Genomic DNA, 23,425 nt, shown 5'->3' on the forward strand with positions numbered 1-23,425 from the left:
TTCACCCGTCACATGCGGCCGGGGGCGGTTCGCGCACCATGAAGACGTCCACCGGGTCCTCGGTGTCGAGGGTGAATCCGTGCCGCTCGTACAGGCGCCGGGCCGGGCTGCCCCGCAGCACGTTCAGCCGGACCAGGATGCCGTCGCGGTCGCACCGCTCCAGCAGCCCGCGCAGTACGGCCGCGCCGATGCCGTTGCCCTGGAGGTGCGGGGCCAGGTAGAAGTGCTCCAGCCAGTGGGCGTCCTCGGCCGGCCGCAGCGCCACGCAGCCGGCGAACGCGCCGCCCACCTCGATCACCCAGGTGTGCGCCGGGACGAACCCGTCCCGCAGTCGCTGCCGCACCCGCCGCTCGTCGTACCGCCCGAGCCGCTCCAGATCCGCCCGCAGCACCACGGCCCGCAACTCGGCCACCGCCTCGACGTCCGTCCCGGACGCCGGCCGGATGCTCCACTCCCCCATGATCGCCAGCCTATCGTCGCCGAGGTCTCCGCTGACGGCGCCGGGCACCGGAACGGCCCGGCACCGCGGGTGCGGTGCCGGGCCGTGGCTGCTCGGCGTTTCGGGGCGTCAGCCCTGGCGGGCCTTGAAGCGGGGGTCCTTCTTGTTGATCACGAAGGTCACGCCCCGCCGGCGCACCACCTGTGCGCCCGGCTTGGCCTTCAACGAGCGCAGGGAATTGCGTACCTTCATCGCGGTCTCCTCCCGGGAGGTCGAACGGGTTGTGCCGTCAGTGGCGGTCGGCGGCGGTGCGGCCGTAGCGCCGCTGGAAGCGTTCCACCCGGCCCGCGGTGTCCACGACGCGCGAGGTGCCGGTGTAGAACGGGTGGCTCGCCGACGAGATCTCCACGTCGACGACCGGGTACGTGGTGCCGTCCTCCCACTCGACCGTCCGCTCCGTGTCGATGGTGGAGCGGGTGAGCAGCTGGAAGCCTGCCGCGCGGTCACGGAAGACGACGGGGCGGGAGACGGGGTGGATGCCGTTCCTCATGGGGTGTTCCTCCTCGCAGGGAGTGCGTTCTTCGGGGTCGGGGTGCGAGGGGACTCAGCGCTCCTCGCGGAAGAGAACGTGCGCGCCGGCCACCGGGTCGTACTTGCGCAGGACCAGCCGGTCGGGGTCGTTCAGACGGTTCTTGCGGGTCACGTAGGTGACGCCGGTGCCGGCCGTCGACTTCAGCTTGACGACGGGGCGTGTGGTACTGCGTGCCATGAGGGACTCCTTCCGCCAACCGCCCGAGCCCGTTGACTCGAACATGTCAGACGGTTCTCTCAACACCACCACCCCGTGATGCATTCCCGCCCCTCACCGCCCCCCGCGGGCCCCGACCGCCGCCCGCTCCCGGGCCGCCCGCACCGCCGCCGACAGGCTGCCGATGTCGTACGCCCCGTGGTGCCGGCGCCCGTTCACGAAGAAGGTCGGCGTGCCCGCCACCTGGCTGAGGTCCGCCGACTCCACGTCCTCGGCGATCCGCGCCGCGCCCCGGTGGGAGCGCAGGTCCCGGTCGAAGCGCTCGGCGTCCAGCCCGAGGGCGTCGGCGTACGTGCGCAGATGGCCGAGGCGCAGCTCGCCCTGGTGGCTGAGCAGCAGATCGTGCATGTCCCAGTAGCGGCCCTGCGCCGCCGCGGCCTCGGCCGCCTCGGCCGCCAGCTGGGCGTGCACGTGCACGTCCGTCAGGGGCAGGTGCCGCCACACGTACCGCACGTCGCCGAAGTCGCCGAGCAGCTCGCGGACGACCGGCTCGGCCTGTCCGCAGTACGGGCACTCGTAGTCGCCGTACTCCACGACGGTCACCGGCGCGTGCCGCGGCCCCCGCACGTGGTCGCGGTCGGGGTCGACCGGCACCGCCAGGTCGACGAGCGTCTCGGCGTCGCCGAGCAGCGCCCGCTGCCGCAGCCGGCGCGGCAGCACCGCGAGGACCGCGGTGAGGAGCCGGCTGAGCAGGAAGGAGCCGACCAGGGCGCTGAGGATGCCGATCTTGGCGTCCGCCAGCTGTGTCCCCCGGAAGGCGAGGGTCGCGATGAGCAGCGAGACCGTGAAGCCCGTCCCGGCCAGGGCGCCCCCCGCCGCCACGGCTCCCCAGCCGACCGGCGGCCGGACCCGCCCCCGACTGACCCCGTACGCCAGCGCGGACGCCCCGAGGATGCCCAGCGGCTTGCCGACGACGAACGCGAGCAGGATGCCGAGCGTGACCGGTGAGGTGAACGCCCGCGCCAGTTGGTCGGCATCGAGCGGGATACCGGTGTTGGCCAGGGCGAACAGCGGGACGACGAGATAGCTGGTCCACGGGTGGTACAGGCCCTGTAGCCGGTCGTTGGGCGAGATCGCGGACGCGAGGCCGGCCTGCGCCGAGCGTGCCAGCTCGGGCGTCGGCTGCTCGCGGAACATCCGGAACAGGCCCGTGGCGTGTTCCAGGTCGGCGCGTGCCGCCGGGTACGCGTAGGTGATCAGGCCCATGGCGAGGCCGATGACCACGGGATCGACGCCCGACTCCAGCAACGCGACCCAGGCGACGAGCGCCAGCAGCGCGTAGACCAGGCCCCGGCGTACGCCGAGCGCGCGGACGAGCAGGACGACGCCGAACACCGCGACCGCGACCAGCAGCGCCGGTACGTCGACGTGCTCGCTGTAGGCGACGGCGATGACGCCCAGGGCGACGAAGTCGTCGACCACCGTGATCGTCAGGAGGAAGATCCGCAGTCCGCTCGGCAACCGGTGCCCGACGACGGCGAGCATGCCGAGGGCGAAGGCCGTGTCGGTGGACATCGCCGCACCCCAGCCGTGCGCGGACGAGTGCCCCGCGTTGACCGCGAGGAAGAGGGCGACCGGTACGACCATGCCGCTGACCCCGGCGGCGAGCGGCAGCGCCAGGCGCCGGCGGTCGCGCAACTCGCCCATGTCGAACTCGCGGCGCGCCTCCAGTCCGACGACGAAGAAGAACAGCGCCATCAGTCCGCTGTTGATCCACTCCCGCAGCGAGAGGGACAGACCGCGGGTGCCGATCCCGACGGACAGGTGCGTCTCCCAGAACGACGCGTAGCCCGTGGGGGCCGCGTTGGCCCACAGCAACGCGGCGAGCGCCGCCGTCACCAGGACGGCGGCGCTACCGGTCTCGGTCCGCAGGAAGTGGCGCAGCGGTGAGCGGGAGCCGGCACAGGCGGTCTGGCCCGAGAGGTCGTCGGGTGCGAACGCCATGCTCATCCGTGCTCATCTCCACCTCGCGCCGGGTTCCGTGCCGTACGGCACTGCCGGGGCAACAGCGGCAGGTGGGGCGTTCATTCCAGGGGTGGAGACATGGGGCGGACGAGCACATGCCGGCCGTCAGGACAGGTACCGCTCCACCTGCGACGCCGGGCGCACCTCGGCCCCGTCGGGGTCCTGGCCGGCGGCGGCGCGGGCCCGGCGCTGCCGCAGGAGGTCCCAGCACTGGTCGAGCTCGGTCTCCAGCCGCGCCAGGCGTTCCTGCTCGGTCGGCTGGTCGATGTCGTGGTCCGCCAGACGGTCCCGCAGGTCCTTCTCCTGGTTGATCATTTCCGTGATGCGTCCGATGATCTGCTTCTCGGCCTCGGCGCCGGGTCCCGTCGTCATGTCTCTCTCCCCAAGCCTTGATTCGACATCAATCAGTCGATTCAGGTATTCAACAGCAGGTTCGAGCCATCCGCCACGGCGGGGTGAGCGATGATCGTTCCTTCGTCGGGGAACCGTCTCAGGACGTGAGAACGACCCGGCCGCCGGCCCGGCCGCCGCTGTCGCTCGTGACGCACTCCTGGTAGGGGTTCGGGTCGCCCTGGTGCTCCTGGCACGTCCAGGTGGTCGCCCCGACGAGGATCGTGGCGGGCGCGCCCGCCTTGCTGGACGCGGCCTTGGTGTAGGCGCTCGCGACCTCCAGGGCGGCGGCGCAGGACCCGGCCGGCTCGGCCCAGACCGCCAGCCCGGTGGCCTTGTCCACGCCGCAGTACGTGACCGACGACCGGGCGGCGGCGTCCGTACCGGCGAACGAGGGGGCCGAGGCCCCGAGGGACAGCGCGGCGGCGCCCAGCAGGCCCGCGGCCGTCCCCGTCATGATCGAGCGCATCACAGGTGTCTCCCTCGCGGTGACGAACGAGGCCGGGGCGTATCGGGTCCCTTGTGGGACACGCCGGTGTCCGGCCTCCTCTCCGTACGATCATCCACGGGGGCGGGGCGATCGGCACGCCGCCGTACGCCGGAAGGTGCCGGGCCACCGGCGGGTGCCGGGCGGGGAACGACGGCTCATCGCTCGGCGGTGCCGCGCAGCCGGGCGAGTGTGGCGTCCAGGTCGGCCCGGCGGGGGCGGTTGTGGGGCAGCTTGGCGAGCACGGCCGCCATTCCGCAGGCGTTGGTCAGAGCGGAGACGACCAGGCCGGCCGCGATGCCGGCGGACAGCAGGTGGAAGGCCGGGTGGACCGCCAGGCCGAGCAGGAGGCCGAGCAGCACGACCGTACCGGCGGTGAACCGGACCTGGCGATCCATGCTCCAGGTGGCCTTCGTGGTGGTCTCGGGCCGGTGGGTGTCGTAGCCCCCGGCGGTCCAGGCGGCGGTTCCCCCGGCGAGGGTGGCGGTGGTGATGCCGTTCCCGGCGAGGACGCGGCAGGCGTTCTCCGAGCGGGCTCCGGAGGCGCAGACGACGAGGACGTCGCCCCGCTCGGCGGCGGTGCGGATGTCGGGCAGGGCCCGGTCGAGCTGGTCCAGCGGGATGTTGAGGGCACCGGGCACGTGGCCGCCGGCGTACTCGCCGGGGGTGCGGACGTCGATGACGGTCAGCTCGTGCAGACGGGCGTGGGCCTGGCGGGGGTCGACGGTGAGGGGTGCGGTCATGACGGATGCCTCTCTTCGTGTGGTGTGGGGGGTGCCTGTGGTTTGCAGGGCGGGGGCGTCGGTGTGGTGGTGGTGTGGGGGGTGCCTGTGGTTTGCAGGGCGGGGGCGTCGGTGTGGTGGTGGTGCAGGGGCGTCGGTGTGGCCGGGTGCGGGGACATCCGTGCGGCCGTGGGTGCGGGGGCGTCCGCTGCCCCCGCTCTCTCACACGAGGACGTCGACGAGCATGAACGCGGCCAGCGCGAGCAGGACGCAGGCGAAGACCTTCCGGAGCGTTTCGCCCTCGGCTTTCCTCGCCAGGCGTCTGCCGTCCCAGGCGCCCAGGATCGCCGCCCCCGTGAAGGGCGCCGTCACCGCCCAGTCCAGGTGTGTCCCGGCGCCGCCGCGGGCGACGAGCGCGGCCAGTGAGTTGATCGTGATGACCAGCAGGCTGGTGCCCACGGCGGTGCGCATGGCGAGGCCGAGGACGCCGGCCAGGGCCGGTACGGCGAGGAAGCCGCCGCCCACGCCCAGGAAGCCGGTCACCGCGCCCAGCCCGGCTCCGGCGGCGCCGGCCTTCCCGGGGTGGACGTGGCCGGACGGCTCCGTCCGCGCGGGGCGCAGCATGCGCAGGGCCGCCGTCCCCGCTACGACGGCGAACGCCGCGGTGAGCACGGGCTGCGGCAGGCGCCCGGCGGCGGCCCCGGCGAGCGTCGCGGGCACGACGCCCGCGGCGGCGAACAGCAGCCCGGTGCGCCAGGCCACGTTGCCGTCCCTGGCGTGCCCGGTCAGGGCCGTGACCGAGGTGAGGGTGACGATGACCAGGCTCGCCGTGGTCGCCTGTGCCGGGGTGAAGCCGAGGAGGTAGATCAGGGCGGGTACGGCCAGGACGCTGCCGCCACCGCCGAGGCCGCCGAGGGCGAGGCCCACGACGGCACCCGCGAGGAGCGCGAGAACCAGGCCGGTCATATGGTCTGACCGCTGTTCCCGCGTGCGTCGACGCCGCCGTCCGCGCGTAGGCCGCCGCTCCCGCGTACGCCGCCGCTCCCACGTACCTCGATGTTCCCGCGTGCGTCGGCCACCGGATGGGGGGCCGTGGCACGCAGCGCCGTCCCCGCGAGCAGCCGGGACAGCGGGACGTGGACGGCGCCGGGCGCATGTCCGGCGGACCACTCGTGGTCCGCCCGCGCGTCCAGCAGGAGGGCGCGGACGTCCTCGCCCCCGGTGCGTCGCAGGGCTTCGCCGACGGAGACACGGACGCGGCCTCCACCGCGCCGGGACATTGACATCACTCAACCTCTCAAGAGCCGGAAGAACGAGGGGTGGCGGGGTCAGCCGGTGACCACGGTCAGTCCGGCCCCGGCGGCGGCGGCGAAGCCGTCGTCCACGGCCACCACGTCACGGCCCGCGGCATCGAGCAGCGAGGCGGCGATCGCGGCGCGCATGCCGCCGGCGCAGTGCACCCACACGGTGCCCGCCGGCACCTCACCGATCCGCTGGTGCAGTTGGTGGACCGGGATGTGGACGGAGCCCTCGATGTGTCCGGCGGCCCGTTCGGACGCCCGTCGGACGTCGAGGACGACGACGCCGTCCGTGCCCCGCTCGGCCAGACCGGCGAACGTGGACCGCGGGAAGGAGGCCGGCCGGTCGCCCTCCGGCACCCACCGGTCCGGCGCGCCGGTGGCGGCGGCCCCGGGCCGGTCGATGCCGACCCGGACCAACTCACGCTGTGCGGCGGCCAGTTGCTCCGGGGTCTCGGCCAGCAGGGTGACCGGCTTGCCCCACGGGATCATCCAGGCCAGATACGTGGCGACCTTGCCGTCCGCCTCGAAGTTGAAGGAGCCGGCGACATGGCCCGCGGCGAACGCGATACGGCTCCGCAGATCGACCACCCACTCGCCGGCGGCGAGCCGGGCGGCGATCTCCTCGGCGTCGGCGACGGGCGGCGGGGTCAGGTCCACCGGTGCGGGCCCGGCGGCGTTGGCCGGTCCCATGTGCGTGTAGTAGGCGGGGACGTCGTCGAGTCCGGCCAGCAGGCGGGTGACGAAGGAGTCCACGTCCGTGGTGAGCGCCGCGTTCGCGGCCTTCTCCTCGCCGATCGTCGTGGCGTCGCCCGCGGCCTGCGCCGAGGAGCAGAAGCTGCCGAAGCCGTGCGTGGGCAGTACGGGCGTCTCGTCCGGCAGTTCGGCCGCCAGGCGGTGCGCCGAGGCGTGCTGGGCGCGTGCCAGTCGCTCGGTGAGCCGGGGTTCGACCAGGTCCGGCCGGCCCACGGTGCCGATCAGCAGGGAACCGCCGGTGAACGCGGCGACCGGCCGGCCGCCGTCCTCCAGCACGTAGGAGGTGTGGTGCGGGGTGTGGCCCGGGGTGGCGACCGCCCGCAGCGCGAGTCCGGCGTCGACCTCGGCCACGTCGCCGTCGGCCACCGGCACACGGGCGTACGACACGTGCGCTCCGGCCGGTACCAGGTAGGCGGCACCCGTCAGCCGGGCCAGCTCAGGTCCGCCGGTGACGTAGTCGTTGTGCAGGTGGGTCTCCACCACGTGCGATATGCGCACCCCGCGCCGGGCGGCCGCGGCCAGGACCCGGTCGATGTCGCGCGGCGGGTCGACCGCCACGGCCGTGTGCCTGCCGCCGGCCAGATAGCTGCGGTTGCCCAGCCCCTCCAGCTCCATGGTGTCGACGAAGAACATCGGGCACTCCTTTCCTCAGAATTACCCCCCGGGGTATGTCGACGACCGTAACACGAGTACCCCCGGGGGTATCTCGGGGGCGTACGATACCCGCAGGGGTATGACGGAGGAGTGGATCGTGGAACTGGGGATGGCGGCGGACGAGCTGAAGGCCGTGGTCAACCGGCTGCGCCGAGCGCAGGGGCAGATCGCCGGCGTGATCAAAATGATCGAGGAAGGCCGGGACTGCGAGGAGGTGGTCACGCAGCTCGCCGCGGCGTCCCGCGCCCTGGACAAGGCGGGTTTCGCGGTCATCGCCACCGGCCTACAGCGGTGCCTCAGTGACTCGGAGCTCGCCAACGCCGGGGAGCGGGAGCAGATGAGGGCCCGGCTGGAGAAGCTCTTCCTGTCCCTGGCCTGAGGCGGGGGACGGCGGAGGGACGGCGGAGGCGGCGAAGGCGGGGCGCGGACGGACTCCGTACCCCACTCCCGCCGTACCGGACGGACGCCGGGAAGCCGTAGCCGTCCGTGCCGGTCGGGCCGCCGCCCGCCGGAACCGCCGGACCCCGCATCCGCTGCCGCCGTCAACCGCCGGCAGCGGTTCGCCCCCGGCGCGGTGCCGCGAGCGGACCGACCGGCCGGCACCCGCTCTCCGAGGGCGGCCGGGCCGTGGCCGGCAGTCCGGCACGAGTGCACGCTCCCGCTCACCGGCGAACGGTACGTCCACCGCGTCGTCACCGACCTCGGCATCCTCGCCGCCACCGGTTCGCCGGGGCCTCGGCGCGGGGCGTCGGGCGCGGTCGGGGATGTCCGGAAATCGAGTCGGTCAGGTGAGCCCGGGGCTCGTACGGGCGGGCGACGGCGTCCTGTGGCCCCCGTCCGGCGCCGGGCCGGCCGGTCCGGACAGCCCGCCGGGACCGGCTTCGGGAACCGGGCGTCCGAAGGCCGACTCGGCGCTCTCGCCGAGGAAGCCGCCCGACTGGTGCTGCCACAGCCTGGCGTAGGCGCCGTCCGCGGCGAGCAGTTCCTCGTGGGAGCCCTGCTCGACGACGCGTCCGCGGTCGAGGACGACGAGACGGTCCATGCCGGCGACGGTGCTCAGGCGGTGGGCGACCACGAGGGCCGTGCGCCCGTCCATCAACCGCCACAGGGCGTCCTGGACGAGGAGTTCGCTCTCCGAGTCCAGCGCGCTGGTCGCCTCGTCGAGCAGCAGGACCGGGGCGTCGCGCAGGATGGCCCTGGCGAGGGCGACGCGCTGGCGCTGGCCGCCCGAGAGTTTGACCCCCCGCTCCCCCACCAGAGTGGCGAAGCCGCCGGGGAGTTGGTCGGCGAACTCCGTGACGTGCGCGGCCACGGCCGCCGCGCGGATCTCCTCGTCGGTGGCGCCGGGCCGGGCGAAGGCGATGTTGTCCCGCAGGCTGCGGTGGAACATGGCGGGTTCCTGCGGGACGTAGGCGATCAGTGAGCGCAGGTCGGCCTGGCGCAGCCGGCTGATGTCCTGACCACCGATCAGGATGCGTCCGCCGTCGACGTCCGACATCCGCAGCAGCAGCCGGGTGAGGGTGGTCTTGCCGCCGCCCGACCTGCCGACCAGACCGATCCGCGCACCTGCGGGCACGTCCAGGTCGAGCCCCTGGAAGATCGGCTTCGCTCCCGCGTGGGCGAAGGTCACCGCCTCGAAGCGGATGCCCGTGTCCCGTGGGGCGAGCGGTTCGGGTTCCGTCGGGTCGAGCACGGTGGGCGGATCCAGCAGCAACTCCGTGAACTGCGCGGCCTCGGTCATCGAGCTTTCCAGACGCCGGTAGATCTGGTTGAACTCGAACATGATCTGGGTGGCGCTGGAGTAGTAGGTGAAGCTGACGACGATCTCCTCGACGCCCTGGCCCGATCCGCCGAAGGCGACGGCCACCAGCAGACCCAGCACGTTGGTCAGCACGGACAAGGGGGCGACCAGGGTGTCGACGCGCAGATTGCCGTAGTCCCACGACCTCAGCGTCAGGCGCCGGGAGTCCGCGACACGGCTGCGGTGTTCGTCGGCCTCCCGCCGCTCCGCCGCGAACGCCCGGATGGTCTCCATGTTCACGAGGCTGTCGGCGACATGGCCGGAGACCCGGGCGATCGCCGCCTCACGCTCGTTGACGAGCCTCTGCCGACGGCGGATCAGGGGCGTCGCGGCCACCACGGTCAGCGCGATCATCACCAGGAGGCCGACGACGAGCATCGGTTCGTAGCTCCACAGCACCACGGAACCGAACACCAGGGGGACGAGACTGCCCACGATCCGGTACGTCACCGTGTCGACGAAGTCCTCGAACCGCTTGCCGAAGCTGAGGACCCGTTTGGTCAGGGAGCCGGCGAAGTTGTCGTGGAAGAACGCGGCGTCCTTGGCCAGGAGTTCGTCCATCCCGCTCACGTACAGGTGTTCCATGCCGAGGGCGTCCAGGCGGTTCAGGCAGTGCTGCCCGACCCGCCACACGGCCTCGGCGAGCAGCAGCGTCACGCCGAAGGCCAGCACGTACGGCAGTGCCGAGCCGAGGGTGAGACCGCCGTCGCCGGCGGCCTGTCCTGCCAGTTTGGCGATCAGCAGGGGGGCGACGTAACGGATGCCGATGTTGCCCACGGCCGGCAGCAGCAGTGCGGGCAGGGTCAGCCGTCGTAGGCGCAGCAGTTCCCGGCCGTAGCGGCGCAGTGCCAGAACGACCGCGCTCCTGCCCGGTGCCGGCCCTCGCGTATCTGTGGTGCCCATCACACTCCCGGAGGTTGGGAAGTGGGAAGTCTCCCGTCCGCGGAGTTTCTCAGTCCAGGCAATTAACGCGGAACGCTGAGAACCGGACATGTCCGCCGCGCTCAGCGCCATAGTGCGGACACCGAACACTAAGTGACGCTATGTTGGGCACGCGCAGGCGTCATCAGCGACGAAAGGTCCACCATGGCTCGCCTCAATCTCGCCCACCTGACCCTCACCGCCGCCCAGAACATCCAGACCGCCGACGAGGTGCGTCGCGACCCGGCCGTGGTCAAGGCGGCCAAGCAGTTCGCGGAGGACAGCGCCCAGGCCCTCCGCTCCGGTGGTGAGCTGGTACGTGAGGCCCGGGCCTCCTGGCGTCGCCACAGCCCGCTGACCAAGGGGACCGCCACCGGTGAATGACTTCAGCGCCGAGGCGATGGGCCTCGTGATCCGCGAGCACCGCCAGGCCCAGCAACCCCCGATGACGCAGGAGGAGTTGGCCAAGCGGGCCGATTACGGGAAGGGGGGCGCGGTCTCGATCTCCCGGATCGAGCGCGGGCTCATCAGCCCCGGGGAGCACCGGCTGGCCGCCATCGCCCTCGCACTGCGACTGACTCCCGCGCAGCTCATGCAGGAGGCGGAGGACCGGACCCGGTCCCTGGCCGACCGGCGGGGTCAGCGGCCGGTGAAGTTGCGCGACCAAGTCGCGGAGACGAAGAGGCGCCACGCCGAGATCACCGAGAAGGTGGCCCAGCGGTCGAAGATCACCCAGGAACTCGGGGAAGCGTTCAACCAGGTCCATGACACCGCGCGCGACGAGTTCTTCCTGAGGTTCGTGGAGCTGGCCGAGAGCATCAGCGGGGCGCCCGAGCCGGAGCGGCCGAGCGAGGAGGAGATCGAGAGCACGGGGGAAACCCCCGCCGCGATACGGGTCGAGGCCATGTCCGCCGGGATCGCCAACGCGATCCGCGACGCCGCCGGTGGAGCCGCCGCAGGCGCGGTCGGGGCAGCGGCCGGCGGCGCCGCGGCCTACGGCGCGTTCACGGCCGCCGCGTTGTTCGGGACCGCCTCCACCGGAGCAGCCATTTCGACGCTGTCCGGCGTAGCCGCGACCAACGCGACCCTGGCCCTCCTCGGAGGAGGCACGCTGGCCGCGGGCGGTGCGGGCATGGCGGGTGGGATCCTCCTGCTCACCGGCATGGTCGCCGCCCCGGCGGCAGCGCTGGCAGCCGCCGGCTTCTACGTCCTGAGGCAGCGCCGGACCAAGAAGGAGGAGGAGCGCCTGCGAACCGAGGTCGAGGTGGCGGAAGCGGCTCTGGATCAGTCCCAGCAGGGCTTCGACACGATGACCGACGTACTGCATCGCGCCACGGCCATCATGGAATACGTCAGCGTCCACGGCACCCACGCCCTGGAGAAGTGGAGGGTGGGGCTGCCGCCGGAGCCGCGGGACTGGACCTCACTCGGGCGCGAGGGGCAGGAACGGTACAAGGAGTTCCTCACCGTGGCGGGCTGCCTCGTCGCCGTGAGCAGCATCAACGTCAGTGCTCTCCTCACGGCGGAGCCCGACGCCCTGCGCGAGATGGACAAGGCCATCGACGAGACGCTGCGGTACGCGGACAAGACCATCAAGTCGATCGTCTGAGCGGACGACGGGGCGAGCGTGCGGTGCGGGTGCCGAGCCCCACCGGCCGCCCGCCCGCCGCCCCGACCGCCCCGACCGCTCCGCGCGGACAGCGGTCACGGTCAGCAGATCACCGGCAGCAGACCTCGGAAGAGCGGTCGCGGAAGCGCGGATCGCGGAAGAGCGGATCGCGGAAACGCGGATCGCAGACGGCAGATCCCGGACAGCGGATCACCGGCAGCAGATCGCGGACAGCAATCTCGGTCGGCCGTATCAGTCTGCTACCGCCGACCCGATACTCTGAAAGCGGCGGTGACATTTTCTCCCTCGGAGGCCGGGATGAGCGAGCAGCCGTGGACCATCGAGTCCATCCGTGACGCCCTCGGCAACCCCGCTCTCGCCCAGCGTTTCCTCGGTGAGATCAACCGGGCGCCCGCCCACGAGTTGCTGCGGGTCTTCGCCCGCTGGGAGCGCATCGCCAAGGACACCGTCGCCGCGGTGCGGCGGGGACGTGAGATCGCCGCGGCCGAAGCCCGCGGTGAGGAGCCGGCCGGCGAGTGGGTCGACGCGACGGACCGAGTCCGCGCCGAAGCCGAGCGCATCCGCGCGCGCGGCGCCGCCTGATCCGCCATCCGGTGCCACGCCCGGTCTCCGGCTCGCTACGCTGGGCCGGGCAGGATCACTGTCGCCGTCCAGTGGTTCGTGCGACCACGACTGGTGCTCGAACCCTGAGAGGCCATGTGACCTATCGGCTCAAGTACGACCAGGCGGCAGAAGCCGTCCACGAGGCGATGCCGACGGCGGCGAGCGAAGAACTCACCCTCGCTCTCGCCGACGTCTGCGACGACCCGATCGGCGCCACCGAGCCGTACGGCGAGGATGACGGTGTCGTCCGGGCACTCGTCACCCGGCAGGCGTTCGCCCTCCTCCTCGTCGGGGAGACACTCAAGACGGTCACCGTGCTCCAGCTGACCCACCTCGGCTGAACGCGGCGCGCCGGAGCGCCCCGCAGGGCGCTCAGCGGAGGGCGTCGGCCGCGTACTCCCAGAGCCGGTCCGCCGCCCGCGGGTCGAGGGCGTGGGCGGCCACGCCACCGGGCCGTTCCTCGTCGCCGTGGACGACCCGGGCCTCCTGGTTGTCCTCGAAGTACCGGCCGGTCACACCCGTCAGCAGCGGTGACGCGGCCAACAGCACGGAGGTGGCGGCTCCCTGCGCGGGAGTCTTGTAGTGCGGGAGCGGGGTGAGGTTGCCCTCGGCGTCCATCACCCCGAACGCGCGCATGGTGTCGTCGTCGAGATGACGCTGGAGGGCGGTGAGGATGTAGCCCGGGCTGAGCGCGTTGGCCGTGATCCCGTCGTCCGCCCAGCGGCGGGCGGCCACGGTGAACAGGACCTCGGCGGACTTGGACTGCCCGTAGGCCGTCCAGGGGTCGTACGGGCGCCGCGCGAAGTGGGGGTCGTCGAAGTCGAAGGGCGCGCTGCGGTGGGCGCCGGAACTGACGACCACGATGCGGGCCGAGCCGGCTTCGCGCAGACGGGCGTGGAGTGCGCCGGCCAGGGCGAAGTGCCCGAGGAAGTTGGTGGCGAGCTGCATCTCCCAGCCGCGGGCGGTGACGGTTCGCGTGGGCAGGGCCATGATCCCGGCGTTGGCGACGAGGATGTCGAGCGGCCCCCGCCATGTCCGCGCGAAGGTGTCGACCGAGGCCAGGTCCGACAGGTCGAGTGCCTCGGCGCGCACCGGGCCGGCACCGGGAACGGCGGAGAGTTCGCGGATGAGCGGCTCCGCGGACACCGGCCGACGCGTGGCGATCGTGACCTTGGCACCGGCGGTGGCCAGGGCGCGGACGGTCTCGGTGCCGATACCGGAGGCGCCACCGGTGACCACGGCGCGGCGGCCGGTGAGGTCCACGCCGTGGAGCACCTCGGCGGCGGTGGCGGACGCGTCGAAGGGGGTGGTCAGAAGGGGCTCGGTGTTCACAGGGTGGCCTTTCCGGAGCGGGATCGCTGTCACGCGTCCCGACCCTATGACCGCTGTGCTGGACGTCCTATGATCGAGCGTCCGCATTGCTTTAGCCATCGTCCGAGGAGGTGCCGCCGGTGGATCCTCTGGAGGATGTGCTGGCCCTGCTGGAGACCCGCGGTCACCTGTCCGCGAGCCTGGTGGCGGGCGGGCAGTGGGCCGTGCGGTTCGACGCGCCGTCCGGAGTGAAGTTCAACGCCGTACGACGCGGTGGCTGCGTGCTCAAGGTCGACGGTGTCGACGAGGAGATCACCCTGGCGGCCGGTGACTGCTACCTCCTCACCCGCCCGCGCGCCTTCACCCTCGGCAGCGGCCCGGAAGCCGCTCCGGTCAGTGCGGGGCCCGTCTTCGCCCGGGCCGAAGGCGGTGTCGCCCGCGTCGGTCACGGCGAGGAGGTGCTGCTCGTCGGCGGTCGCTTCTCCTTCGGCGCCCGGGCGCAGGAGCTGCTGCTCGACACTCTGCCGCCGGTCGTCCACGTGCCTGCCGGGACCAGCCAGGCGGAGGCCGTGGAGTGGGCGCTCGCCGCGATCGACCGGGAGTTGCTGCACAGACCGCCCGCCTCGACGCTGATGGCGGAACACCTCGCCGTCGTCATGCTGATCCATGTGCTGCGGTTCCACCTCGCCCGTGAGCCGCGGGCGGTGTCCGGGTGGCTGGCCGGTCTCGCCGACCCCGCGGTGGCCGCGGCCCTGCGCGCCCTGCACGAGGCCCCGGCGCGTTCCTGGACGGTGGCCGACCTCGCGCGCGTCGGCGCGGTCTCCCGGTCGACCCTCGCCGCACGCTTCAAGGACACGGTCGGTCAGGGACCGCTGGAGTACCTGACGCGATGGCGCATCGAGCTCGCGTCCCGGCAGCTACGGGACGGCACCGAGACGCTGGCCGCCATCGCCCGGTCCGTGGGCTACGGATCCGAGAGCGCGTTGAGCGTCGCCTTCAAGCGGGTCATGGGAATGTCGCCCCGTGACTATCGCAAACGGGCGGGCTGACCGAAATTCCCACCCGTTCCCGGAATTCGGCTCCGGCGTCATTCTGAACTCCTGAACGGCGGCCGGACAAGCGGCGAGGCGAGGGGTTTTCGTGCTTCTGCGCAAGTGAGAACCGGGCTGTGAGCTGGGATCACGTGCCGTTAACACAAGGTGTATTGACAGGCAGTCATATGGATCCCGCTAATTGGCCGGAAGTCGGCCCTCGACCGAGGGCCTGTTCACGATAGGTACGAAGTGACGTCATCCTCGCTTCGCAGAGAGCGAATAACCGTCTCTCGGGCCGTCCGGCACGGCCTTGTGGCCGCCGGGCTCTCCGCCCTCGTCCTCCTGGGCGTCACCCCGCCCGCGTCCGCCGCCGACCAGGCCGGCGGCACCGACCTGACCCCCGTGTGCGGCACACCCGCCAAGGGGCACGCGTCCTGCTACGCCATGCGCTCCGACGAGCCCCCGCTGCGCCGGCTGGCCGCGGCGCAGACCCCGCCGGGGCTCGGCCCCCAGGACCTGCAGAGCGCCTACAGCCTCCCGGCCGACGGCGGCGCCGGACAGACCATCGCCATCGTCGACGCCTACGACAACCCCAACGCCGAGGCGGATCTGGCGGTCTACCGCGCCCAGTACGGGCTGCCCCCGTGCACCACCGCCAACGGCTGCTTCCAGAAGGTCGACCAGCGCGGCGGCACCGACTACCCCACGTCGAACGACACGTGGGCCGGTGAGATCGCCCTCGACCTCGACATGGTCTCCGCCGTCGCCCCCCAGGCGCACATCCTGCTCGTGGAGACGGACAACGACGGCCTGGACCGGCTCGCGGCCGGTGTCGACAAGGCCGTCGAGCTCGGCGCCAAGTACGTCTCCAACTCCTACGGCCGCACGGGCGACTTCGCCTCGGACCAGCAGACGTACGGGTCCTCCTACGACCATCCCGGCGTCGCGATCGTCGCGGCGAGCGGGGACAACGGCTACGGCGTCTCGTTCCCGGCCACCCTGTCCACCGTGACGGCGGTCGGCGGCACCAACCTGACCGCCGACCCGGACAGCCCGCGCGGCTGGGACGAGACCGTGTGGAAGCGGGGCTCCTACGGCCCCGGCTCGGGCTGCGCGTCGTACCAGGCCAAGCCGGAGTTCCAGAAGGACACCGGCTGTTCGGGGCGCAGTGTCGCCGATGTGTCCGCGGTCGCTGACAACGTTGCCGTCTACTCGACGTTCGGTTCGCTGGGCACCGGCTGGCAGCGCTACGGCGGCACCAGCGCGTCCACTCCGGTGATCGCGGCCACCTACGCGCTGGCCGGCCCGCCCCGGCCGGGGACCTATCCCAACGCCTACCCGTACGCGACGGGCGGCCCGGGGCTGAACGACATCACCTCCGGGTCCAACGGCACCTGCGCCACCGCCTACCTGTGCACCGCGGGCAGCGGCTACGACGGCCCCACGGGCCTCGGCACCCCTTCCGGTCTGGCCGCCTTCCGCGGCGGTCCGAGCGGCACCCTCACCGGCACGGTGACGGACGCGAAGACCGGCGGACCCGTCGCCGGCGCCACCGTCGGCTCCGGGCTCGACGTGGCCACGACGCGCGCGGACGGCACGTACACGCTGAACCTGCCCGCCGGTGACGTCGGCGGTCTCACCGTCACGGCGTTCGGCTACGCGTCCCCGGCCCCGGTCACCGTGGGCATCGCCGACGGTACGACCGTGACCCGTGACTTCGGTCTGAAGGCCCTGCCCCGCACCCATGTGCGCGGGACCGTCCGGGACGGCTCCGGGCACGGCTGGCCGCTGTACGCCAGGATCGCCGTCGAGGGTTCCCCCGAGGCGCCGGTCTGGACCGACCCGGTGACCGGTCACTACGACATCTCCCTTCCCAAGAACGCCGGTTACAGCCTCGGCATCACCGCCGCCCTCCCCGGTTACGAGGCGCTCACCCGTGAGGTGAAGCTGGGCGGCAGCCCCGTGACGGTGGACGCGTCACTGACCGCCGACCCCGACGCGGCCACCGCCGTCGGCTACGACCTGCACAGCACCGAGCACACCGAGGGCTTCGACTCCACCACGGCCGCCCCGCGGGGCTGGACGGTGTCGGACGCGGGCAGCGACAACGGCTGGCGGTTCGACGACCCCAACGGGCGCGGCAACTTCACCGGCGGCAGCGGCGCCTTCGCCGTCATCGAGAGCGACAGCGGCCCGTTCGGACCGCACCAGGACACCTCGCTCACCAGTCCCGCCTACGACCTGTCGGACGCCCAGTCGGCCGCCCTCACGTTCCGGACCGGCTACATCACCAACCTCAGCCAGCAGCACATGACCGTGGACGCCAGCACCGACGACGGCGCCACCTGGCAGAACGTGTGGGCCGGTCCGAAGACGGGCGGCCAGGCCGACCACGTCACCGTGCGCGTGCCGCTGCGGGAGTACGCCGGGCAGCCGTCCGTGCGGCTGCGCTTCCACTTCGTCGCGAACTGGGCCTACTTCTGGGAGGTCGACGACGTGACCGTGGAGAGCCGGACGCTGAAGCCGGTACCGGGCGGGCTGACCACCGGCACCGTCGAGGACGCCCGCACCGGCCACGGCGTCGTGGGCGCGACGGTCACGGACGCCTCGGCACCGGACGCCGTCGCGAGCACGGTGGCCACGCCCGAGGACCCGGCCGTGGGCGACGGCCTGTACACGCTGTTCACGGGACCCGGGGTGCACACCCTGCGCGCGGCGGCGGACGGGTACGCACCACTGACCCGGCGGGCCGTGGTGCACGACGACCGCGTCACGGGCAAGGGTTTCGCGCTCGCGGCGCGGCCGTGACCTGCCGCGGCTGACCCGTGCGGCGCCGGTGGCGTGTCCCGTCGGGGGTACGCCACCGGCGCCCGGGGCGGACCCACGCTCAGGGCTCCTCCGCCAGCCACCCCCGCTCCGCCGCCAGCAGCGCGATCTGGAACCGGGTGCGGGCGCCCAGCAGGGCTCCGGCCTCGCTGACGTGCTTCTGCACCGTGCGCCGGCTGACCTTCAGCACGCGGGCGATCGTGTCGTCCTTCATCCCGGTGGCCATCAGGTGCAGGATCTCCCGGGTCCGCCGGTCCGGCCGTACCGCCTGCGCGTCGCTCCCCGGCGCGGGGTCCTCAGGCCGGGGCGCGGGCACCGGCGGGAGCGGGCCCTCGCGCCGGGTCGCCAGGGACACCGGCTCGGCCCGTTCCCACACGCTCTCGAACAGCGCCACCAGCGCCTCCACCAGCGCGGGCGAGTGCACCACCAGGGAGCCCGCCGCCGGCCGGTCCCCGCGCACCGGCAGCAGCGCTGCCGCCCGGTCGAACACCACGAGCTTCACCGGGAGCCGGGAGGCGAGCCGCAACTGCCCGCCCTCCGCCGTCCCGCGCAGCGCCGTCTCCAGCGACACCGCGTCGGTGAAGCCGTCCGTCTCGTACACCGACCGCATCCGCACCCCGTCCGCCACGCCCACGTCCCGGGCGGAGGTGTGCTGTCCGGTCACGTACGGCGGCTTGGCCAGGTGCAGCACCTCGGCGGACGTGCCCTTCAGCAACTGGCCGTAGCGGGCCGACACCTCCTCCTCGCGCTCCAGCACCTCCACCAGGTGCGCGGCACGCGGCGCGGACACCTCTTCGTACGTCTGGTGCAGGCGCTCCACCAGGGCCTCGGCGCGCGCCAGTTCGGCCCGGCGCCGGGCCAGCAGCGCGCCGAGCGACGCGCGCGGGGGGCCTGCCGCCCAGCGCGGCGTCACACCGTCGGCGCGCAGCGCCAGCGAGGCCCGGGCGAGCTGCCGCAGGGCCTCCTCCGCCGCCGGTCCGGGTACGCCCACCGCCGCCGCCACCTGGACGGCGTCCGCCGACGGCACGCTCACCAGGTACTCGAGCACCCGCCCGGCCAGCGGTTCCAGCCCGGTCCCCGGCCAGGGGCTGTCCGGCATCCCATCCATGTGTTCCGACACTCCCCTGCTCGCGGCGACCCCGAAGGGATGGCGCAGGCCGCCATCACCCTCCAGTAAATCGGTGTACGGGACGACCCGGTACCGCGATCATGGTGCGGTCCGTGTCACGTCGACCGCTGGGGGACCGTCCACCATGCCCGTGCCCGCCGACCCGACGGTCCTGCACCCGATGCCCGAGCAGCCGCGGGTGGTGCTGCTCAAGCCGCTGGTGACGTCCCCGCTGATCGAGGTCGGGGAGTTCTCCTACTACGACGATCCGGACGACGCGACGGCGTTCGAGACGCGCAACGTGCTCTACCACTACGGGCCGGAGAAGCTGGTCATCGGCAAGTTCTGCGCGCTGGGCACGGGCGTGCGGTTCATCATGAACGGCGCCAACCACCGCATGGACGGCCCCTCGACCTTCCCCTTCCCCACCATGGGCGGCTCGTGGGCCGACCACTTCGACCTGCTCACCGGCCTGCCGAACCGCGGGGACACCGTCGTCGGCAACGACGTGTGGTTCGGCCACGGCGCGACGGTCATGCCCGGCGTGCGCATCGGGCACGGCGCGATCATCGGCACCGGGGCCGTGGTCACCGGCGACGTGCCCGACTACGGCATCGTCGGCGGCAACCCGGCCCGCCTCCTGCGCACCCGCTACACCGCCCGGGACGTCGCCCGGCTGCTGGCGGTGGCCTGGTGGGACTGGCCCCTGGAGCACATCACCGAGCATGTGCGGACCATCATGTCGGGCGGCATCGCCGACCTGGAGGCCGCCGCCCCGGGCGGTCGCTGACCTCAGTGGCCGGGGCCGCCGCGCCAGCGGTAGGTGGCGTAGGAGTCCGCCGGGACCGTCACCACGAACGACTGGCCGGCGACGGAGATCCGGACCTTGCCGTCGGTGTGGGTGCTGTTGCCGAGGACGGCCACGAAGGCGCCGTCCTTCGTGCGGTAGACGACGTTGCCGATGCCGTGCTCGGCAGCGCTGGATTCGAGGCGTACGTCGCCGGGCGAGAGGTACTTGGCGAACTGCCCGATCGGGTACAGCTCGTCGCGGACGGTGAAGTCGCGCGTGGCCGTGTTCACCGTCACCAGCCGGTCCCGCCACTTGGTGGTGGCCGCGACCTGGTCCCAGTCGACGTCGTTGTCCCGGGCCGGTGTCCAGTGCAGTGTCCCGCCGTCCTGGTCGGTGGTCTGGGCCCACAGGATGTAGGAACCGGCGTCGAGGCGGAAGTCGTCGAGGATGGTCGAGGGGGACAGGTCGCTCGTCTCCGTGAGCTGGACCGGCTTGCCCGTCTGTTCGTAGGCGTCGCGCATGACGCGCGGGTCGCCCCAGTAGGGGTGGAAGGCGATGGCGTCGGCCGCCTCGCGGACCTGCTCGCCGGTCACCGAGCCGTCGGGGGCGTCGTCGAAGATGCGGTGGTAGTTCTTGGTGGCCGTGCTGTTGGGGTCGCGCCAGTCCCAGAAGTTGAAGTCATGGACGTAGAGCTGGGTGTTCAGCCGGGCGGCCCGGAACTCCCGCTTGATCGCCAGGGCCAGCTTCTGCTGCTGGGCGACGCTGATGTCCATGGCCGGGTAGACGACGTCCATGCCCGGCTCGTTCAGCAGGGTCAGGGCGTCGACCCGGATGCCGTGCCGGGCGTACGCCTGGACGAACTTGACGTAGTACCGGGCGAAGACGTCGATGCAGTCGTCCCGCAACTTGCCGACCTGGTAGTACTCCGTGCTGCTCCCGGGCTTGAGCGCGACCTGCCCGGTGAACCGGTTGTTCGTCTTCATCCACGCCGGCGCGCTCCACGCCGAGGCGAAGAAGGTGGCGTGGGGGTTGTAGCGCTGGATGAGCTTGATCGTGTCGATGATGTGCAGGTCGATGTCCCGCCGGATGGAGAAGTGCTTCAGCCCGAAGTCGTCGGTGACGCCGGCGGGCAGGTCGTCCTCCGACCAGAACGGCAGGTGCTCGATGAGGTCGGGGCTGCCGATCGTCAGCCGGAACCGGTCCAGGCCCGCGCCGTGCACGGGGTCGACGAGCAGCCGGACGGCCTTCTCCCGCTCGGCCGGGCTGAGCTTCCACAGGTTGGACACGCTCGTCTCGTCCAGGGAGAAGCCCACGCCCGCGTACTGCTGCCGGACGGCCTTCGGGTCCGCGACGACGGTGGCGTCGACCGGGCCGCCGGGGTCGGTGCCGGTCCTGACCTCCGGCAGCGGCAGCCAGGCCCGCGCGGCGCCGGTGGAGTAGGTGCCGGTCACGATCCGGCCGTGTCCGGGCGGTCCGCCCGCGGCTCGGTCGGCGTGCGCGGCCGGGCCCGCGCCGACCAGCGCGGACACGGTCATGGTCGCGACGGCCGCTAGTGCGGTGAGATGACGCCTCACGCCTGCTCCCTGGGCTCCGGGGGTGTCGGGGGTCGGCGCCGTACGGTGCCCACGGCGCGCGACCGCTCCGGATCCAAGCAATTCCGTGACGTTAAGTCAAGGCTTGAAGTAAGCCCTGTTCAGACCTGCCCCACGGCCGTACGCGTGTCGCCGCCGGCCTTCTCCAGACGCCGGGCGGCCTCCTCGGCGGTGCAGTGGGCGAGGAGCATGACGATGGCGGTCTTGGCGTGGCCGCCCGCCGCCCGCAGCGCCTCGGCGGCGGCGTCGGGGTCCGCGCCGGTCGCCTGGACGACCATGCGGCGGGCGCGGTCGAGCAGCTTCTCGTTGCTGGCCCGGACGTCGACCATGAGGTTCCCGTAGACCTTGCCCAGGCGGACCATGGAGGCGGTCGAGAGCATGTTGCACACCATCTTCTCGGCGGTGCCGCCCTTCAGCCGGGTGGACCCGGTGAGGATCTCGGGCCCGGTGGGGACCTCGATGGGGATGTCGGCGTAGCGGCTGATCACCGCGTCGCGGTTGCAGGCGACCGACACCGTCGTCGCGCCCTTGGCGGCGGCGTGCTTCAGGCCGCCGACGACGTAAGGGGTACGGCCGCTGGCGGCGAGCCCGACCACCGTGTCCCGGTCGTCCACGCCGATCCCGTCGAGGTCGGCGGCGGCCCGCTCGGGTTCGTCCTCGGCGCCCTCCACCGCGACGACGAACGCGCCGGGGCCGCCGGAGAGCAGGCCCACCACCTGTTCCGGGGCGGTGCCGAAGGTCGGGGGGCACTCGACGGCGTCGAGCAGGCCGATACGGCCGCTGGTGCCGGCGCCGAGGTAGATCAGCCGACCGCCCCGGCGCAGGGACGCGGTGATCGCCTCCACGGCGGTGCCGATCTCCGCGAGGGCGCCGCGTACCGCGAGGGCGACCGTCTGGTCCTCGTCGTTCATGACCGACAGCAGTTCACCGACCGGCATGCGGTCGAGGTCGGCGGTCCGCTCGTTGCGGGTCTCGGTGCCGAGAGCGCTGAGGTCCATGGCGGCGTTTCCTTTCCTGGGCGGTACGCGGGTTCTTGGGCGAGCCGAGGGCTCGGGCTCTGAGCCGGGGGCTCGGGGGCAGGGGCGGGTGCGCCCCCGCCGGGGTGGAGCCGGAGTGCTGGTGGCGGTAGCGGGACGAGGTGGCGGGCGTGCCGTCAGTCGGTGGTCTGCGCGCGGCGCCCTGGCTGCGGGGGCCTGCGGCGGCGGACGGCCTCGTAGGTCTCGTGCAGCGCCGCGGTCGCGGCGTCGAAGCCGCGCTGGGCGACGCCGACGAACAGGCAGTCGACGACGGCGAGCTGGGCGATGCGGCTGACGGTCGCGCCGGACCGGAAGGGCGTCTCCCGGGCGCAGGTCGTCAGCACGAGGTCCGCGCCGCGGGCCAGCGCGGAGCGGGGGACGTTGGTGAGGGCGATGGTGGTGGCGCCGCGTGCGGCGGCGGCCTGGAGCGGCTCCACGGTGTCCTCGGTCTCCCCGGAGTGGGATATCGCGAGGGCCACGTCGCCGGGTCCGAGCAGGGCCGTCGCGGTGAGGGCCGCGTGCCGGTCGGTCCAGATGAACGCCATGTGGCCGATGCGGTGCAGCTTCTGGTGCAGGTCCTGGCCGACGAAGGCGCTCGCGCCGACGCCGAAGATGTCGATGCGCCGCGCTCCCGCCACGGCGTCCACCGCACGGCCCAGGACGTCGATGTCCAGCCCGGCCCCGGAGTCCTCCAGGGCCCGCACCTCGTTGTAGACGATCTTCTCGACGATCTCGCTCAGCGTGTCGGTGGCGCTGATGTCGGTGCTCGGCATCGGGCGCTCGCCGTCGAGGGCGTGTTCGCGGGCCGCGGCGGCGGCGAGGGCGAGGCGCAGCTGGGGGTAGTTGGTGATGCCTATCGTCCGGCAGAAGCGCATGACCGTGGCCACGGAGGTGTCCGCCCGCCGGCCGAGCGCGCTGATGGACAGCTCCGACGCCTGCGCGGGATCGGCCAGGACGACGTCGGCCACCCGTCGTTCCGACGGTGCCATGGCGGGCAGTTCGGCGCGGATGCGCGCCAGGGTCCCGGCGGGGGACTCGTCCGCCGGCCGGGCCGGGGTGCGGGGTGGTTTCTGGCCGGCCATGGACCGCTGCCTCCTGGGTGAACGCCCGTCTGGGTGGCGCCACAGTAACCAGGCCCCGCGAGGCACGTCAAAAATTTACGGACCTCACCCGATGAGGTTACTTATTGACATCCGGAGGTTCGCCTTCTGATACTCGCTGCACCGCGATCCGCGCCGGCCACTGGCCTCCTGGCCACCCTGTGACCGTTCGAC

25 protein-coding genes are annotated in these 23,425 nt (G+C 72.7%); 8 read left to right on the top strand and 17 right to left on the bottom strand.

What is annotated here, in order from left to right; all coding sequences use genetic code 11:
- Position 1 precedes the first annotated feature (1 nt).
- The 11 genes from AQJ11_RS38355 to AQJ11_RS38405 form a co-directional block, all read right to left on the bottom strand.
- On the bottom strand, positions 2-460 hold the full coding sequence (locus tag AQJ11_RS38355) for a GNAT family N-acetyltransferase (RefSeq protein ID WP_059266426.1): 459 nt from the start codon (positions 458-460) through the stop codon (positions 2-4).
- A 108-nt stretch (positions 461-568) separates the two neighbouring features.
- Complete coding sequence (gene ykgO, locus AQJ11_RS38360) at positions 569-691, bottom strand: type B 50S ribosomal protein L36 (protein WP_014669332.1); 123 nt, start codon at positions 689-691, stop codon at positions 569-571.
- A 37-nt stretch (positions 692-728) separates the two neighbouring features.
- Positions 729-989 carry a type B 50S ribosomal protein L31 gene (locus AQJ11_RS38365; RefSeq protein WP_059266427.1) on the bottom strand — a complete coding sequence of 87 codons (261 nt, stop codon included), beginning with the start codon at positions 987-989 and terminating at the stop codon, positions 729-731.
- A 54-nt stretch (positions 990-1,043) separates the two neighbouring features.
- Complete coding sequence (gene rpmG / locus AQJ11_RS38370; RefSeq protein ID WP_014669330.1) at positions 1,044-1,208, bottom strand: 50S ribosomal protein L33; 165 nt, start codon at positions 1,206-1,208, stop codon at positions 1,044-1,046.
- 93 nt (positions 1,209-1,301) lie between these two features.
- Entirely contained in the window at positions 1,302-3,197 is a 1,896-nt protein-coding gene (nhaA, locus tag AQJ11_RS38375) for a Na+/H+ antiporter NhaA (RefSeq protein WP_014669329.1), read from the bottom strand.
- A 120-nt stretch (positions 3,198-3,317) separates the two neighbouring features.
- Complete coding sequence (locus tag AQJ11_RS38380; protein ID WP_014669328.1) at positions 3,318-3,584, bottom strand: DUF2630 family protein; 267 nt, start codon at positions 3,582-3,584, stop codon at positions 3,318-3,320.
- Between the two features lie 118 nt (positions 3,585-3,702).
- On the bottom strand, positions 3,703-4,071 hold the full coding sequence (locus tag AQJ11_RS38385; RefSeq protein WP_244218563.1) for a hypothetical protein: 369 nt from the start codon (positions 4,069-4,071) through the stop codon (positions 3,703-3,705).
- Between the two features lie 176 nt (positions 4,072-4,247).
- Positions 4,248-4,832 carry a rhodanese-like domain-containing protein gene (locus tag AQJ11_RS38390; protein WP_059266429.1) on the bottom strand — a complete coding sequence of 195 codons (585 nt, stop codon included), beginning with the start codon at positions 4,830-4,832 and terminating at the stop codon, positions 4,248-4,250.
- A gap of 201 nt (positions 4,833-5,033) precedes the next feature.
- Positions 5,034-5,777: a sulfite exporter TauE/SafE family protein gene (locus tag AQJ11_RS38395; RefSeq protein ID WP_059266430.1), complete on the bottom strand. Its 744-nt coding sequence runs from the start codon at positions 5,775-5,777 to the stop codon at positions 5,034-5,036.
- Complete coding sequence (locus tag AQJ11_RS38400) at positions 5,774-6,097, bottom strand: rhodanese-like domain-containing protein (RefSeq protein WP_244218564.1); 324 nt, start codon at positions 6,095-6,097, stop codon at positions 5,774-5,776. Before AQJ11_RS38400 ends, AQJ11_RS38395 begins: the two co-directional genes overlap by 4 nt.
- A gap of 42 nt (positions 6,098-6,139) precedes the next feature.
- Entirely contained in the window at positions 6,140-7,498 is a 1,359-nt protein-coding gene (locus AQJ11_RS38405; protein WP_059266432.1) for an MBL fold metallo-hydrolase, read from the bottom strand.
- A 118-nt stretch (positions 7,499-7,616) separates the two neighbouring features.
- On the opposite strand from AQJ11_RS38405, the gene AQJ11_RS38410 reads away from it, so the two are divergent.
- Positions 7,617-7,898, top strand: coding sequence for a metal-sensitive transcriptional regulator (locus AQJ11_RS38410; protein ID WP_014669322.1), 282 nt, complete (start codon positions 7,617-7,619; stop codon positions 7,896-7,898).
- 405 nt (positions 7,899-8,303) lie between these two features.
- Here AQJ11_RS38410 and AQJ11_RS38415 read toward each other — a convergent pair whose 3' ends face one another.
- Positions 8,304-10,223 (bottom strand): ABC transporter ATP-binding protein, encoded by a 1,920-nt coding sequence (locus AQJ11_RS38415; protein WP_059266433.1) that lies wholly within the window; start codon positions 10,221-10,223, stop codon positions 8,304-8,306.
- 183 nt (positions 10,224-10,406) lie between these two features.
- Here AQJ11_RS38415 and AQJ11_RS38420 point away from each other — a divergent pair, with 183 nt between their 5' ends.
- The 4 genes from AQJ11_RS38420 to AQJ11_RS38435 all read left to right on the top strand — a co-directional run bounded on the left by AQJ11_RS38420 (position 10,407) and on the right by AQJ11_RS38435 (position 12,815).
- Positions 10,407-10,625, top strand: a complete 219-nt coding sequence (locus tag AQJ11_RS38420) for a hypothetical protein (RefSeq protein ID WP_014669320.1) — start codon at positions 10,407-10,409, stop codon at positions 10,623-10,625.
- The gene (locus AQJ11_RS38425) at positions 10,618-11,850 is read left to right on the top strand and encodes a helix-turn-helix domain-containing protein (RefSeq protein ID WP_244218565.1); all 1,233 of its coding nucleotides are present in this window, start codon (positions 10,618-10,620) and stop codon (positions 11,848-11,850) included. The genes AQJ11_RS38420 and AQJ11_RS38425 overlap by 8 nt, the downstream gene beginning before the upstream one ends.
- Before the next feature lie 318 nt (positions 11,851-12,168).
- Positions 12,169-12,453 carry a hypothetical protein gene (locus AQJ11_RS38430; RefSeq protein ID WP_014669318.1) on the top strand — a complete coding sequence of 95 codons (285 nt, stop codon included), beginning with the start codon at positions 12,169-12,171 and terminating at the stop codon, positions 12,451-12,453.
- 116 nt (positions 12,454-12,569) lie between these two features.
- Positions 12,570-12,815 (top strand): hypothetical protein, encoded by a 246-nt coding sequence (locus AQJ11_RS38435; RefSeq protein ID WP_059266434.1) that lies wholly within the window; start codon positions 12,570-12,572, stop codon positions 12,813-12,815.
- Between the two features lie 31 nt (positions 12,816-12,846).
- Here the strand turns inward: AQJ11_RS38435 and AQJ11_RS38440 are convergent, their stop codons facing one another.
- On the bottom strand, positions 12,847-13,806 hold the full coding sequence (locus AQJ11_RS38440; RefSeq protein ID WP_059266435.1) for an SDR family NAD(P)-dependent oxidoreductase: 960 nt from the start codon (positions 13,804-13,806) through the stop codon (positions 12,847-12,849).
- Between the two features lie 119 nt (positions 13,807-13,925).
- On the opposite strand from AQJ11_RS38440, the gene AQJ11_RS38445 reads away from it, so the two are divergent.
- On the top strand, positions 13,926-14,834 hold the full coding sequence (locus tag AQJ11_RS38445; protein ID WP_014669315.1) for an AraC family transcriptional regulator: 909 nt from the start codon (positions 13,926-13,928) through the stop codon (positions 14,832-14,834).
- A 297-nt stretch (positions 14,835-15,131) separates the two neighbouring features.
- Positions 15,132-17,627, top strand: coding sequence for a choice-of-anchor J domain-containing protein (locus AQJ11_RS38450; RefSeq protein WP_059266436.1), 2,496 nt, complete (start codon positions 15,132-15,134; stop codon positions 17,625-17,627).
- 79 nt (positions 17,628-17,706) lie between these two features.
- Here AQJ11_RS38450 and AQJ11_RS38455 read toward each other — a convergent pair whose 3' ends face one another.
- Positions 17,707-18,753 carry a helix-turn-helix transcriptional regulator gene (locus AQJ11_RS38455; RefSeq protein WP_059266437.1) on the bottom strand — a complete coding sequence of 349 codons (1,047 nt, stop codon included), beginning with the start codon at positions 18,751-18,753 and terminating at the stop codon, positions 17,707-17,709.
- A gap of 145 nt (positions 18,754-18,898) precedes the next feature.
- Between AQJ11_RS38455 and AQJ11_RS38460 the strand changes: the two genes are divergently transcribed.
- The gene (locus AQJ11_RS38460) at positions 18,899-19,543 is read left to right on the top strand and encodes a CatB-related O-acetyltransferase (protein WP_058084868.1); all 645 of its coding nucleotides are present in this window, start codon (positions 18,899-18,901) and stop codon (positions 19,541-19,543) included.
- Positions 19,544-19,545: 2 nt separating this feature from the next.
- On the opposite strand, the gene AQJ11_RS38465 is transcribed toward AQJ11_RS38460, so the two are convergent.
- The 3 genes from AQJ11_RS38465 to AQJ11_RS38475 form a co-directional block, all read right to left on the bottom strand.
- Positions 19,546-21,117, bottom strand: a complete 1,572-nt coding sequence (locus AQJ11_RS38465) for a glycoside hydrolase family 30 protein (protein WP_244218566.1) — start codon at positions 21,115-21,117, stop codon at positions 19,546-19,548.
- A gap of 119 nt (positions 21,118-21,236) precedes the next feature.
- Positions 21,237-22,133, bottom strand: coding sequence for an N-acetylmuramic acid 6-phosphate etherase (gene murQ / locus AQJ11_RS38470; protein WP_014669310.1), 897 nt, complete (start codon positions 22,131-22,133; stop codon positions 21,237-21,239).
- Positions 22,134-22,288: 155 nt separating this feature from the next.
- A complete protein-coding gene (locus AQJ11_RS38475; RefSeq protein ID WP_014669309.1) occupies positions 22,289-23,233 on the bottom strand; it encodes a MurR/RpiR family transcriptional regulator in 945 nt (314 codons plus the stop codon).
- Positions 23,234-23,425 lie beyond the last annotated feature (192 nt).

Origin of the sequence: Streptomyces corchorusii, from assembly GCF_001514055.1 — a bacterium.
GTDB lineage: Bacteria > Actinomycetota > Actinomycetes > Streptomycetales > Streptomycetaceae > Streptomyces > Streptomyces olivaceoviridis.